The organism is Rhodococcus sp. H29-C3 (assembly GCF_030063405.1).
In the GTDB taxonomy this organism is placed as follows: Bacteria; Actinomycetota; Actinomycetes; order Mycobacteriales; family Mycobacteriaceae; genus Rhodococcoides.
The window spans coordinates 467,381-481,265 of record NZ_JASITC010000004.1; the positions used below are offsets into that span (position 1 = coordinate 467,381).

General features: G+C 62.8%; 12 protein-coding genes. 8 read left to right on the top strand and 4 right to left on the bottom strand.

Annotated features, from left to right (window positions below):
• Nucleotides 1-3: 3 nt before the first annotated feature.
• Together glgX and QMK32_RS12335 are read right to left on the bottom strand one after the other, a co-directional pair.
• Nucleotides 4-2,280 (bottom strand): glycogen debranching protein GlgX, encoded by a 2,277-nt coding sequence (gene glgX / locus QMK32_RS12330; protein ID WP_283475224.1) that lies wholly within the window; start codon nt 2,278-2,280, stop codon nt 4-6.
• Nucleotides 2,281-2,313: 33 nt separating this feature from the next.
• Entirely contained in the window at nt 2,314-3,393 is a 1,080-nt protein-coding gene (locus QMK32_RS12335; RefSeq protein ID WP_283475225.1) for an SGNH hydrolase domain-containing protein, read from the bottom strand.
• Nucleotides 3,394-3,586: 193 nt separating this feature from the next.
• Between QMK32_RS12335 and QMK32_RS12340 the strand changes: the two genes are divergently transcribed.
• From QMK32_RS12340 to QMK32_RS12360, 5 genes are all read left to right on the top strand, one after another.
• A complete protein-coding gene (locus tag QMK32_RS12340; RefSeq protein ID WP_283475226.1) occupies nt 3,587-5,266 on the top strand; it encodes a TnsB C-terminal domain-containing protein in 1,680 nt (559 codons plus the stop codon).
• Nucleotides 5,267-5,273: 7 nt separating this feature from the next.
• On the top strand, nt 5,274-6,212 hold the full coding sequence (locus QMK32_RS12345; protein WP_283475227.1) for a TniB family NTP-binding protein: 939 nt from the start codon (nt 5,274-5,276) through the stop codon (nt 6,210-6,212).
• Nucleotides 6,209-7,435, top strand: a complete 1,227-nt coding sequence (locus tag QMK32_RS12350; RefSeq protein WP_283475228.1) for a TniQ family protein — start codon at nt 6,209-6,211, stop codon at nt 7,433-7,435. Before QMK32_RS12345 ends, QMK32_RS12350 begins: the two co-directional genes overlap by 4 nt.
• A 207-nt stretch (nt 7,436-7,642) precedes the next feature.
• Nucleotides 7,643-8,809 carry a site-specific integrase gene (locus QMK32_RS12355; RefSeq protein ID WP_502943576.1) on the top strand — a complete coding sequence of 389 codons (1,167 nt, stop codon included), beginning with the start codon at nt 7,643-7,645 and terminating at the stop codon, nt 8,807-8,809.
• A gap of 3 nt (nt 8,810-8,812) precedes the next feature.
• Nucleotides 8,813-9,838 carry a recombinase gene (locus tag QMK32_RS12360; RefSeq protein WP_283475229.1) on the top strand — a complete coding sequence of 342 codons (1,026 nt, stop codon included), beginning with the start codon at nt 8,813-8,815 and terminating at the stop codon, nt 9,836-9,838.
• 75 nt (nt 9,839-9,913) lie between these two features.
• Here the strand turns inward: QMK32_RS12360 and QMK32_RS12365 are convergent, their stop codons facing one another.
• A complete protein-coding gene (locus QMK32_RS12365; protein WP_283475230.1) occupies nt 9,914-10,375 on the bottom strand; it encodes a hypothetical protein in 462 nt (153 codons plus the stop codon).
• Between the two features lie 864 nt (nt 10,376-11,239).
• Between QMK32_RS12365 and QMK32_RS12370 the strand changes: the two genes are divergently transcribed.
• From QMK32_RS12370 to QMK32_RS12380, 3 genes are all read left to right on the top strand, one after another.
• On the top strand, nt 11,240-11,593 hold the full coding sequence (locus QMK32_RS12370) for a hypothetical protein (RefSeq protein WP_283475231.1): 354 nt from the start codon (nt 11,240-11,242) through the stop codon (nt 11,591-11,593).
• Between the two features lie 95 nt (nt 11,594-11,688).
• A complete protein-coding gene (locus QMK32_RS12375; protein ID WP_283475232.1) occupies nt 11,689-11,901 on the top strand; it encodes a peptide deformylase in 213 nt (70 codons plus the stop codon).
• Complete coding sequence (locus tag QMK32_RS12380; RefSeq protein ID WP_283475363.1) at nt 11,894-12,256, top strand: peptide deformylase; 363 nt, start codon at nt 11,894-11,896, stop codon at nt 12,254-12,256. The genes QMK32_RS12375 and QMK32_RS12380 overlap by 8 nt, the downstream gene beginning before the upstream one ends.
• A 292-nt stretch (nt 12,257-12,548) precedes the next feature.
• Here the strand turns inward: QMK32_RS12380 and QMK32_RS12385 are convergent, their stop codons facing one another.
• The gene (locus QMK32_RS12385) at nt 12,549-13,736 is read right to left on the bottom strand and encodes an acyltransferase family protein (RefSeq protein WP_283475233.1); all 1,188 of its coding nucleotides are present in this window, start codon (nt 13,734-13,736) and stop codon (nt 12,549-12,551) included.
• Nucleotides 13,737-13,885 lie beyond the last annotated feature (149 nt).

The window sequence follows — 13,885 nt, forward strand, 5'->3', positions numbered from 1 at the left end:
AGGTCAGTCCGTCTTTCGTAGAACGAGGAGCGACCGGGCGGCCACCTTGACCGGTGTACCCGCTTCGATGACATTCTCACTCACCCCGGTCGGCGTGGCAGTGTCGAGCGCGACGGTCCATTCCTTCGCGTAGTTCCCATCGGGTGTGACGAACTCGATGCTCTCGTGATGGGCGTTGAAGCACATCAGGAACGAGTCGTCGACCACTCGTTCCCCGCGCTGATTCGGTTCGGGGATGCCCTCGCCGTTCAGGAACACCGTCAGGCTCTTGCCGAATCCGCTGTCCCAGTCCTCCGGCGTCATCTCCTCGCCGGAAGGTGTCAGCCACGCGATGTCGCGTGCCTGCTCACCGCTACGAATCGGGCGACCCTCGAAGAATCGACGGCGGCGGAACACCGGATGGTCGTTGCGCAACGCGATGGCATTGCGGGTGAACTCGATGAGATTGGCATTGGTCTCGGCGAGCGACCAGTCCATCCACGCCAACTCCGAGTCCTGGCAGTAGACGTTGTTGTTGCCCTGCTGCGTTCGGCCGAGTTCGTCGCCGTGCGCAATCATCGGCGTGCCCTGGCTGAGCAACAGCGTGGCCATGATGTTGCGGACTTGGCGACTGCGAAGTTCGAGAACCTCGGGATCGTCGGTTGGGCCTTCGACTCCGCAGTTCCACGAACGGTTGTGACTCTCACCGTCGTTGTTGCCTTCGCCGTTGGCCTCGTTGTGTTTGTCGTTGTAAGACACGAGGTCGTTGAGCGTGAAGCCGTCGTGCGCGATGACGAAGTTGATGCTCGCCCCTGGGCGGCGTCCTGTCGCCTCGTACAGGTCCGAGGATCCGGTCAGTCGCGATGCGAACTCACCGAGGGTGGCGGGTTCGCCGCGCCAATAGTCGCGCACGGTGTCGCGGTACTTGCCGTTCCATTCGGTCCACAAGCCCGGGAAGTTTCCGACCTGATATCCGCCTTCGCCGATATCCCACGGCTCGGCGATCAATTTGACCTGACTGACGACCGGATCCTGTTGCACCAGATCGAAGAACGCGCTCAGCCGGTCCACGTCGTGGAGTTCACGAGCAAGTGTCGACGCGAGGTCGAATCGGAAACCGTCGACGTGCATCTCGGTGACCCAGTAGCGCAGCGAATCCATGATGAGCTGCAGGGTGTGTGGATGCCGGGCGTTGAGGCTGTTGCCGGTGCCGGTGTAGTCCATGTAGTGCTTTTCGTCGCCGTCGACCAATCGATAGTAGGCGGCGTTGTCGATGCCGCGAAAGCTGATGGTCGGGCCCATATGGTTGCCCTCGGCGGTGTGGTTGTAGACCACGTCGAGAATGACTTCGATGCCGGCGTCGTGGAACGCCCGAACCATCGCTTTGAACTCCGTCACTGCGCCACCTGCGGTGGGGTTGGACGAGTAGTCGGCATGCGGTGCAAGGAATCCGAAGGTGTTGTAGCCCCAGTAGTTTCGTAAGCCTTGATCGAGCAGGGTCTGGTCCTGCATGAATTGGTGGACCGGCATCAATTCGATCGCGGTGATTCCGAGGTTCAGCAGGTGGTCGATGATCGCCGGGTGCGCCAGCCCCGCATACGTGCCGCGAAGCGACTCCGGGATGTCGGGATGTGCCACCGTCATACCTTTGACGTGGGCTTCGTAGATGACCGTCTCGTGGTACGGCCGCTTGGGTGCTCTGTCGGACTGCCAGTCGAAGAACGGGTTGATGACGACGGTGGTCATCGTGTGGCCCAGCGAGTCGTACTGCGGGAAGTCCTCGCTCGGTGACTCGTCGTGCGCGATCGGGTCTTCTTCGACTACTTCACCGTCTGGATCGTCGAGATCGGTCTCGTCTTCGAAGACTGTGCCGACGCTCTCTGCCGCCGGTTCCGCGGGAGCTTCCGCTTCGGGTTCGGGTGCGTCGAGGCTATAAGAGAACAACGAGCGGTCACCATCGAAGTCGCCTTCGAAGGCCTTCCCATACGGGTCGAGGAGGAGTTTGCTCGGATCGCACCGGTGCCCGTTGCTCGGATCCCACGGTCCATGAACGCGGAATCCGTACTTCTGCCCGGGTACCACCGAGGGCAGATACCCATGCCAGACATAGCCGTCGGACTCCTCGAAACGGACTCGAGTTTCGGTGCCGTCGTCGGCGATCAGGCATAGATCGACAGCGTCGGCGACCTCGGAGAAGAGTGCGAAGTTGGTACCCGCCCCGTCGTAGGTTGCTCCCAGTGGATAGGCGGAGCCCGGCCAGACTGCGATCTCGAATGTTTCGGTGGGAGCGTCCTCAGGCATGGGACAACCTTACTGTGGCCCGGTGTAGCCGGCTCACCACCAACCGGTCGCCGACGCAATCTGCCGACTCAACTCGGTTGTCAGAGTGCGAACGTACGTTGCGGTGAGGTGATGCTCGTCGCGATAGACGAGGACGTTCCCCTGAATCACCCGGCATACCGGACCGTCGCACAGTGCGTTGGAAAGGTCGAGTAGATGTACGCCTGGGTAACGGAACGACGCGGCCAGCGCCGGGTCGAGTGGGGAGAAAGCGTTCTGGCGGGGCACTCCGCATGACGTAGAGGTTCCACCTTCGGCCAAACAGTCGGCCGCTCGGTACGCAACGCCGTCGCGATCGAGCCATGGATTGTCGCGGACGCCGAGAACCGGTACGCCGTGATCGGCCAGCTGGGCCCACACCTGTACGTACGAATCCGGGGTGACGTCGCCGTGGTCGTCGGGATGTGGACGCGTCGAGTTGGTGAAGACGTAGTCGGGTTTGTTCCGCTCGATCTCGCCGAGAACGGAGTCGGTCCAGTCGAGACAACCGGGGTATTCGCTGTCACCGAGCATCGGCATGCTTCCGACGGTGAGTGGACAGCCCATCTTCAAATAGGTGACTACACGAAACCCTTTCTCGCGTCCGAGTTGGTCCAGGGCGGTAATCCACTGCTCGGCGTGCGAACCTCCAGCCAGGGCTATGGTCCGTTCGGAACCTTTGTTCCCGTACTCGCAGCTGATGACGTCACGGGTATCGAAGTCCGCGATGCATCCCTCGATCGTCGTGATGGGGAGGTCTGCAGGCGCGGAGAACAATGCGGGTACTACCTCGGCGTCCTCGGCGAGTGCGCTGTCGGTGAGAACGAGTGCGCCCGGATGCGTAGATGCATCGACGATGGCGCCGGCTTGCAGGTCCGCGACGGAGCGGTCGATGTAGTAGTTCCATCCCACCGAACCACAGATCACGACCGCTGCCGTCGCTGTTGCCACGACGGTGATCAACACCTTGGGAATCGACGTATTCGGCGCTTGCAAGGGTTTCTCGACCAGCCGAACTGTTGCCATTGCGAGAAGGACCGACAAGCCGACGACGACGAACCCCAGAGTCGGGCCGGCGGATGGCTCGCCGGTCAAGAACAGTGCGAAGATCAGGATCGGCCAGTGCCACAGGTACAGGGGGAAGGCAATCGAGCCCAGCTGTCGGTTTCAGAAGACGACTGCGCTGATTGCAGGCGTTTCGTAGGTGAGTGCACTCGTCTTCTGACATTCTGATGTCAGAAGTGCGGTGCACGGTCACGCGAAGCTATCGGTGGCGGGGAGGCTTGTGGTGGACCCGGACAAGCTCGATGTCGTGGAGACCGGTGTGCTGACGGCGTCAGGGGAGCGGTGGGCACGGGCCGAGGCTCGATTCGCCGTGTTGGCACCGATGTCGGAAACGCATCCAGTGCGTCTGGAAATGATCGATGATGTAGGGCAGCAATTGGGGCTGTCGCGGCGACACGTCTACTCGTTGCTCGCCAGGCTTCGGAACGGGGCGGGTACGGTTACTGACCTGCTAACACACGTGTCACCGGGTGGTCGAGGCAGTGGCCGGTTGCCCGCCGAAGTCGAAGAGATCATTGGCGATCACATCGCCCGGTACTTCCTGCACCGTCAAAAGCTCAGTGTTGCTGCTCTGCATCGACGAATCGCGCTGGCCTGCCACCGCGCTGGTCTGCCTGTGCCAGCCCGGAACACCGTCAACGCGCGCATCACTGCATTGCATCCGGCATCAGTGGCTCGCTCACGCGGCGGACCGGACGCAGCCCGCCCGCGTCAGTCCGCCGGCGACGTTCCACCGCCGGTCACAGGCATCCTCGATCAGGTTCAGATCGATCACACCGTTGTCGATGTGATGATCGTCGACGAGTACGAACGCCAGCCGATCGGTCGCCCCTATCTGACGATCGCCATCGATGTTTGCAGCCGTTCGGTTCTTGGGTTCGTCGTCACCTTGGAGCCGCCGTCGGCGGTGTCGGTCGGACTGTGCCTCGGACGTGTGTGCAGCGAGAAACAGACGTGGCTGGAGGCATGCGAGCTGGCCGAGCAGGTGCAGTGGCCGATGGCCGGTAAGCCCAAGCAGTTATATCTCGACAACGCCGCCGAGTTCAAAGGCGAAGCGCTGCGCCGCGGATGCGCCCAGCATGCGATCGCCCTCGAGTACCGTCCGCCTGGCCGGCCGCACTACGGCGGGATCGTCGAGCGCATTATCGGAACGGCCATGACGGCTGTGCACGAGCTGCCTGGGACCACCTTCTCGAATCCAGCGGACCGAGGAAGTTACGACTCGGACAAGCACGCGGCGTTGACATTGCGCGAGTTGGAGCGCTGGCTAGTGTTGGCCGTCTCCTCGTATCACGGAGCCGTCCATTCGGGGCTCGGGCGCACCCCGGCAGCGATGTGGGACAGCGGAGTCGCCGCAGACGGTCGCGCCCCTCTCACAGTGCTCGGCGAGACTGCCTTCTTGGTGGACTTTCTTCCCGTCATCCGGCGACGGTTGACCCGCACCGGGTTCGTCCTCGATCACGTGCACTACTTCTCCAACACGCTCAAACCGTGGATCGCACGAAGAGAGCAGCTGGGACGGTTCATCATTCGGCGTGACCCACGCGATTTGAGCAGAATCTGGGTCCTCGAACCCGACGGCGTCGGGTATGTCGAGGTGCCGTATCGGACGATGTCACACCCAGCGGTGACCCTGTGGGAGCACAGAGCTGCCACCACAAGGCTTCGTGAGCAGGGACAGTCGAACGTCGACGAGAGTGCACTGTTTGCGACGATCGAGCAGATGCGCGAGATCGCCGACCGGTCGCAGAAAGCCACCCGCAGAGCTCGCCGCAACCGCGCGCGTCGCGCGCACTTCACCGATACCGCGGATGTACCGGGGCCCGTGGTGCACCCGCCGGACAACCGGCCAATGGACGGCGCAAACGTAGTGCCGGTGTTCAGTGACATCGAGGAATGGTGAGGCGCTCATGACGTCCAGCCCGACGAGCGACGCTGAACCGGCAGAGGTACCCGATGCGGTTCTAGGTCACCTGAGGGAAGCGGTCCGCCCGCTCGCGGCCCTCGACGGGCCGGACCGAATCAGGATGATCCGGTCCGAGAGGTGGATCGGGTATCCGCAGGCCCGCGCCGTCCTCGACCAGTTGGAGACATTGCTTGCTTGGCCGGACCGGCAACGGATGCCGAACCTGCTGTTGCTCGGTCCGACAAACAACGGCAAGTCGATGATCATCGAAAAATTTCGGCGCACGCACCCAGCGGCTAGCTTGTCAGACCGAGAGCAAATCCCGGTGTTGTGCATGCAGATGCCCCCAGACCCCTCGCCTGGTCGGTTCTACCTCGCACTGCATACCGCGTTGGGAACACCGACCCGTCCACGCAATCGGGTCCACGAACTCGAACAGCAAGCGTTGACGCTGCTTCGCGCCACCGGCGTACGCATGCTGATCATCGACGAGCTCCACAATGTTCTCGCCGGCCGCGACAACGTCCGCCGCGAATTTCTCAACGTGTTGCGCTTCCTCGGCAACGAACTCCGCATCCCACTCGTAGGCGTCGGAACCCGCGACGCCTACCTCGCCATCCGCACCGACCCCCAACTGGAAAACCGCTTCCACCCGATGACCCTGCCGACATGGTCTAACACCACCGACACCAGATTGCTGCTGGCCAGCTTCACCGCGAGCTTTCCCCTCCGCAAACCCTCGCACCTGACATCCCCGGAGATGACCGACTACCTTCTCACCCGCTGCGAGGGCACCATCGGCGAACTGGCAACTTTGCTCACGGCCGCCGCTGTCACCGCCGTCGACAACGGAGAGGAAGCAATCAACTCCTCAGTCCTCGCGCGCACTCCGTACGTAGGGCCCACCGAGCGACGTCGCCGATTCGAACGCCACTTGGCGTGACAGCACGGCCAAGAACGGAATGCGGGGATGACCGTATTCGCCCGTGGCCGCTACACCCGGCGCCACGGCCCGGCGAATCGTTGACGTCGTGGCTGAGCCGCACGTGCGAGGTGTACTCGCTGACCAACCCCGCCCACCTGCTCACAGGCTTCGACATCGCAGCACGCGACCTCGACCGCTACACAGCCGAGCCGATATTGACCGTGCTGGCCGGACGGGGCGCGGTCCCGGTGGAGAGGTTGCGGCTGATGACGTTGGCGGGGTGGACGCCGTGGCTGCTCGACAGTACGGACCCGGTCGGCTGCGACTTCGATACCTACGTCCACCAGTTCTCGATCCTGCTACCAGCTGATCTGAGCATGGAGGATCGACGACGCCGGACACCCACAGACGACGCATGGCTGCCCTGGGTGAGCGCTATGGGTAACCGGGCATGCCCGACATGCATCGACAGCCTCGAATCCTCCGCCGACATCACAGTGCGTTTGCTGCAGCAAACCTCGGTGCTGAGCAGCTGCCTCGACCACCGCTGTCGACTCGAACCCTGTTCTGTCCTCCCCGGCCACGCAATCTTCTGGGATCAGGTCCGGTTCGGTTCGGACGAACGAGTGCCACCCGTTCCAGTGCCCGCAGCGGTCACGGAAATGGATCGGCGTACCACCGCGGCTCTGACAACGGGATGGGTGGACCTTCGCCCAGGCCGGGTTCATGCCGCAGTCTGGTTTCGGCTTCTCCGCACTGTCGTCGACGAAGTGTCCACGCCCTTGTGCCGCACGGGCCGCTGGGCCACGAGACTCGTGGCGATCTGGAGGGCCGCTGGTTACTCGCGGCCGCCGAGGACCGCACGGGTGCCATTCGAAGGCCTGCGCGGGGACGAGCAGGCGAAAGTGCTCGGCGCCGCCGCTGCCGCCGTCACGATGATCGAGAACGGTGAGATCGACGCGGGCGGTGCGCACGCATCTCTGCTGTGCCCGCGTCCGTACGAGCCGGTCGATCCTGGAACGGCTCCTACACGCTCGTACTATCCCGCACCTGAGCGCGATGCTTGGGCCGAGGTGCACGCTGCGGCCGAGGCAGCCATCGCTGCAGCCCGCGTCGATCCCACATCAGCCAGGTCGTTGTACAACTTCCTGCGCTGGGGATGCCGCACAGCGAGGGAGCTGGATGAAACGGTGCAACTGTTCGTCGACCACGGGATCCCGTTGCAACATCCGCCGACGTAGCTCTCCGGATGGGGTGAGGCTCGTCCCGCAACGCACACGCGTCGACAGCCCAGAAGACCGATTTTTGGCCGGAATCGTAGTCACCCACAGTTTATGTGCGGTGAACAACGAGAATTTTCCTTCCCGCAGCATGTCCGGTGAAATACCAGCTCAGCACAGTTTCGAGGTCGGAGAAGGGTGTCGGTATCAGCCGATACAGTCCGAACCATGACGAATGAGCACGTCACCGCCCGGCCGCTGACCTCCGCGGCCTCCCCGATGGAGGGTGTGGCGGTTTTCCCGGATCTGACGGGCGATGTCGCGGCCCGGATCGGTCGGTCGATCGAGTCCGCTCGCTCACCCGGGACTAGACGCGCGTACGCCTCGGCGTGGCGACGTTTCGAGACCTGGGCCGCCGTCCACGGACACACTGCGCTGCCGGCGCACCCGGCGACGGTCGCCGCGTACCTCGTAGCCGCGGCGGACACGATCACCACAGGCGGCATCCGGGCGTATTCGCCGGCCACCTTCGGCAAATGGGTCGCCGCGATCACCGACCGCCACCGCACCGCCGGCGACGACAACCCGTGCAGCCATGAGATGGTGCGTGCCACCCTCGCCGGGATCCGACGTGACTACGCCGCAGCGGGGGATCGGCCCCGCACTCCTCGGGCACCTCTGCTCACCGCCGACATCACCGCCATCATCGCGGCTGCACGCGATCGAGCGACCGGGTGGGCGGCTGAGGTACTTGAGCGCCGCGACACCGCCCTGATCCTGATGGGCTACACCGGAGCCTTTCGGCGCAGTGAACTCGTCGAGCTCTATTGCGGGGATGTGCGTATGAACCGTCTCGACGGTGTGCACGTTCGACTTCGGCGCTCGAAAACCGATCAGGACGGCACCGGAGCAGTGAAGGCTCTACCGTTCACCGAGCGGCACGACTACTGCCCGCCGTGCGCCTGGTATCGGTGGGCACAGATCGTCGCCGCGTTCGACACCGCGGGCCGGGTCGGTGTCATCCGGCTCCTCGCCCGTGCGGCACCGTTCGATCACCACGTGTGCCGCAACACAGCCCCGTCGACCGCGGCACACTCTCCGTTGTTCCGCGCAATCGCCAAGAACGGCAACCTGTCTCAGTCGGCTCTCTCGGGTGCGGCAGTGCATGCGGTGATCCGTCGCCGCGCAGAGCAAGCGGGCTACGACCCCGAACTCGTCGCCCAGTTCGGTGGGCATTCGCTGCGGGCCGGGTTCGTCACCCAAGCCTTCCGCAATGGAGCAGATGCTCACGCGATCATGCGCCAGACCGGGCACACCACCCCCGGGATGGTCGAGATCTACGCCCGCGAGAACGCACCCCTGATCGGAAACGCCGTGAACGATCTCGGACTCTGACTCGTGACCGCCACATCAATGCTCCCGCAAAGGGATCGGCACACCTGGACGCTGTTCGAGGACTGGTGTACCGCTCACGATCTGTCGGCGTTGCCTGCGACCCCGCAGACGCTGGCGCTTTTTCTCGGCGCACACCCCGCCGCGAACACCACACACCGTCGACGCGTCGCCGTCGTCGGTGCCGCACACGACAGGTACGGTCTGACGTCGCCGGCACGAAGTGAGGCCGTCCGCGCCGCCCTCGACATCGCACGCACTGAGCGTGTGCACGAGCTCGCCTCCAAGCTCGGCAACATCGTCGCCCAGCTTCCAACATCCGGTTGGCCTGCAGCATTGTTCGGACGCCGTGACGCACTGATACTGGTGCTCGCCTCGACAGGTCTGCCGTACACGCATATCACGGATCTACGGGTCGGTGATGTCAGCTACGACCTGACCGGTGATGTCCTGTACGTCGACACAGCGACCGGTATCTGCGCACGCACTCCGCGTGCTGTCGCCGCAGCTGGGGTATCACCGGTTCTCGTGCTTCGACGGTGGTGCGAAGTCCTCGGCTTCCTGAACCGGTATCCGAGCACGACCATGCTCGCCGAGCGGCTTCGGGCGGGTAGCGAGACAGCACTGAGTGGATACGACCAGGGCATTCTCCCGCACGGTGATCGGCCTCTGTTGACTTCGATCGATCGATGGGGCCACACCCCCTTGATCGCTCCGACCATCAGTGCCCACGCTGTCGCTGACATCGTTACCGCGCACCTGCGCGATGCAGCGCCCGACCACCTCCTGCCGGCACGAGCAACCGGCAGTTCGATCGAGTCCGGTATCGCGCTTGATGCAAGCGGATCATATTCTCCGGCAGTGCGTCTGGACACGCAGTACTACAAACGAGGAATCGCAGCTCGTGCCGCCGCCCATACACATCTCGGCTCGATCACCTCGGTCCTCGACGACGTCGAAGACCGAGCAACGTCTCTACTCGCTGCGCTCTCCGAACTCCTCGACGACCTCGCAGACGCGGATGAGTGCTGACGTGACCGCGGCTATGGCTCGGGTGGGGAGCCGGAGCAGACCGCGGTCCGTATGCCCGATGGGGCGAAACCGTGTTCAGCCTCGATCGAGGACCTTGTTCAGGGCGGCGACTGCCTGCTCGGGATCCCGAGCAGTAATTACCGTCCGTTTACCATTTTTCTTCTTGATGTTCACGGCGGCCCCGGAGCGCAGCACAATTCCGGTATCGCCTTTGGCATTGAATCGAAGACCCCAGCCAGCCCAGTCGCGCATCGGGCGCACGTCGGTGACAGACGCACTGTCTATCTCATCGGCGCTGATCCGCATCCGTGGCCATCCATATGTCGCCCGCGCTTCGATGGCTCCCTCAGAAACCTCAACCGACCAAAAAGTCAAGCTGCCTGCCACGATCATCGCGAACACCAGACCGATCAACGCCCAATTGCCCACGTAAAACAATAAAATGATCGACGCGATTGTCAATGCAGCGAAAACGGCCGCAAGAACTCTGCTGCCAGCTATTCCGCGCCAATCAGTGGGTCTGTCGTTATCTCGCATGCTGGTCGTCCTCTCTCGATGTCCGCCGTTACGAGTCGTGGCCACTAAATCATCCCAGATTCTGTGCCGCCTCCATTTGGAGCTGATCATCGGCGGTGAGGTCAGAATAGTGGTGAGGTTCGTACTCGATCGGGGCATGTATGCGACAAGTGAATGCAGCCGTGTCGTGTAGTTCCAGTCCGACGGTGTCGCACAACAATACTGCGGCCGCGAGAAGCATCTGGCATTATCAGGGGCGCTCAGGCGTCTTATGCTGGATCGATACGCTTCGACGCTGCACTGGCGTACGGCACGATCCACAACGCCTTCCAGGCGCAGAGTCCAGCCCTAAGCGGTCTACGAGACCGGGGCCGCGGACATTATCGCCCGTCACATTCCGCTCGATCGGGCGGTCGCGCTCGCGACTAAGCGGACGATGCGGTTGTTCTCCGGTGCCGCGACACCGGGGTCGTCACGGTAGGAGATGCGCGCGCAGAGGCAGAACAGGGGCCTCGCGCTGGGTGGTCGTGGATCGCTGTCGACAACTACTCGTTCGCTGCCCGCTGTCTACGGGTTACTCATGTAAATCTGGTCTTGGAGTTCACGGACCGACACGCGTGATCGAGAGACTGCCCGTCGAGCCATCTCACCTCGGCAGCTCGGCGCGTGGTCCGGTGTCGGAGCACGCGTAGGGGTTTCTACTCTGTCGCCCGCGGCGATGGCATGCGAGTGTTTGGTTATGCAGAAATGACAACCATTGACGCCGCAACTTTGCTGGCTCGCTCGGGTCGGCAAGGGATGCTGTTCCACCAGTGCGCTGGACCAGGCGGGCGAGCCGTGGGACTGCGTCCGATCACCCCGGGTTATTCCGGTCAAAGGAGTACGATGAAATTCTCGATCATTGCAGGACTTGTACTCGTTACTGTCGTGTCGTTTACTGGATTAGGCTTTTTCGAGAAATCGATGTGGATCGCGTTTGCTGTCATGGCGGTATTGGAAGTGACGGTTGCGTTTCTGCTGTTCGGGTCCCGTTGGCGTAACAGGTGGGCGGCGGTTTTCGTATCCGTATTGGCCGTCTTCCAGATCGGTCAAAGCTATTACTGGGAGCAAGTGCGATACACGTCAAGTGATTCGGTGATCCCGATAGAAAACTTCGGTGTGCTTCTACTGTGCGCGATAGCGATCTTCTTGATCGTCACAGGACCGTCGTGGCCGGTGGATGTCGAAACCCGCATATAACCATCGAGTTCCCAATTTTTGCATGTCACTTAACGTAGACCGGCGGAATGCCCCAGTTGTTGCCACATCCAGAACCAGAGTGGAACATGAACGTCATGCCTGTCTCTGAACTTCTCCGCCTCGGCAACGCCCGCCCTATCGCCCGTTGGGGCACGTCAGTTCTGCATACACCAGCTCGACCGGTCACTGATTTCGGCAGCGAACTCCAAGAACTGCTGGCCGACATGTTCGCAACCAACACGGCTGCTGACGGCGCGGGTCTAGCGGCCCAGCAAGTCGGCATCGGACCTCGCCGTATTCATCTATGACTGCAACGACGAGACCGGGCGACGGAGCACCGGCGTCGTCTGCAATCCGGTCGTCGCATTGCCGGAGGGGAATGATCGGCGGCTCATAGACTTCGAGGAAGGGTGTCTGTCACTACCCGGCGCATACGTGAACCTCGCACGGCCCGATTCCTCGACATGTCGTGGCCAAGACCAATACGGCGACCCGATCGAACTCAGAGCGGGCGGCACCCTTGGACGCTGTTTGCAGCACGAAACCGACCACATCAACGGGATCGTGTTCGGGGACCGACTATCCAAACGCAAACGCAAACAGCTTTACCGCGACCACGAGGTCGTCTCCGACCGCTACGGAACAGATTGGCCGGCGAGGTGAGCGCTACAGCTTCGCAGGCTCCTAGGGCGTGTTGCTCAGCTGCTGCGGACGCAGGGGTCATGAGATCAATTCCCGTTCATCCCGGGGTGCCCACGTCTCATGACCGCATTCGATGCTGATCCCCGGGGCCTGCCAGGAAAACGTCACCCAGGGCATAATCGACCCTTCCTCAGCGATTGACACGTCAGCTGCGTCGAGGGTCGTCGGGGGGGCGCGCCCTAGCCGGCAGTACATTACGGCGAGCGCCGCCAACACGAGGTAGAAAACGACGCACAGAACGATGGTGCTCAGGCTATCGCGGCAAAGCCGCCGCTTGTGCCTGGATCGCTGACAAGAACGTCCAGTGCGCGGACGAGATGCCCGCCGAAACTGCCACCGGTATGACGGCTACGGAGGAGGTCTTGAACAGCGTGTTGTTCTTCCTGGGTAGTTTGTTTGGTAGTCCAGTGCAGTCCACTTCTGAACTCGTGCACTCGTCTTCTGAAACTGACACCAGCCACACTCCGAGCCGAGTGCTCATCAGCTGCGCGACGGGGGTCGCCGGGCCGGCGAGAATCAGCGCGACGGTCGCCGAGACGGGCAGCAGCGCCCACGGGCCGGGGAACTCCCGGACGCCGTCGCGAACGAACCCGCACAGGGCGATGGCCGTCAGTCCGGCGACGGCGAGCAGCGTGCGCGCCCACCGACCGACCCACGACTGCCCGTCCCGCCATCGGTGTGCCGGGCGGTCGCGGACTTGACGGGCCGCGAACATCGCTGCGATTGCCGCTCCGATCAGGATCTCCCACAAGCGTGCTCCGGTGTCGTAGTAGTTCCACGACTGCATTTCGCTGGTGCCATCTGCGGCGTAGACGAAGGACAGAAGCGCGGCACCTGCGAACAACACGAGGTAGAGACCGGCAGGCGGGCTCACCTGCCGCCCACCCCTGGAACGACGGACGATCCAAGCGAGGCCGAACACGACGGCGACCGCGAGCAGATAGAACTGGAACTGCACGGCTACGGACCAGAGATGTTGAACCGGGCTGACACTCTGGTCCGCTGCCAGATAGTCCTGTGCCGTCCACGCGAGTTCCCAGTTCGTGTAGAAGAACACTGCAGATATCAGCTGATCGCCTACGTCTGCCCATCGAGTGCGGGGCAGAAGAGCCAGGGTGGCAAGGGCGACAGCGGCCAGAACCACTATCAGTGGGGGTCCGAGCCTGCGTAGAATTCGCCGAACCCGCGTGATCGGATCGATACTTCCGCCGGACTGCGCGGTGCGAATGAGCGAGGCGGTGAAGAAGAAACCGCTCAACGTCAGGAAGACGTCGACGCCGCCAGAAACCCGTCCCATCCAGATGTGGAAGACGACCACCAGGGCGATAGCGATCCCACGGAGCCCGTTGAGATCGACTCGGACTTCGGAGGCCGAGGTCGGGCGCGGTGGGTTCGTCGCCTCGTTCTCGTCGCCGGCGAGAAATTGGGGCTGGACATGCATGGGAAGTTGAATGCTCCGACTTTTCGGCGGTACTCGGTCGTTGATCGTCGATGAGGCCTGCTGGCGCCCACGATACTGGTCCACCCCACGAGACGAGCAATCAGCGGACCGTCACCCGGATCTCGAGTATTGCGCCGAACGAGAAGTGG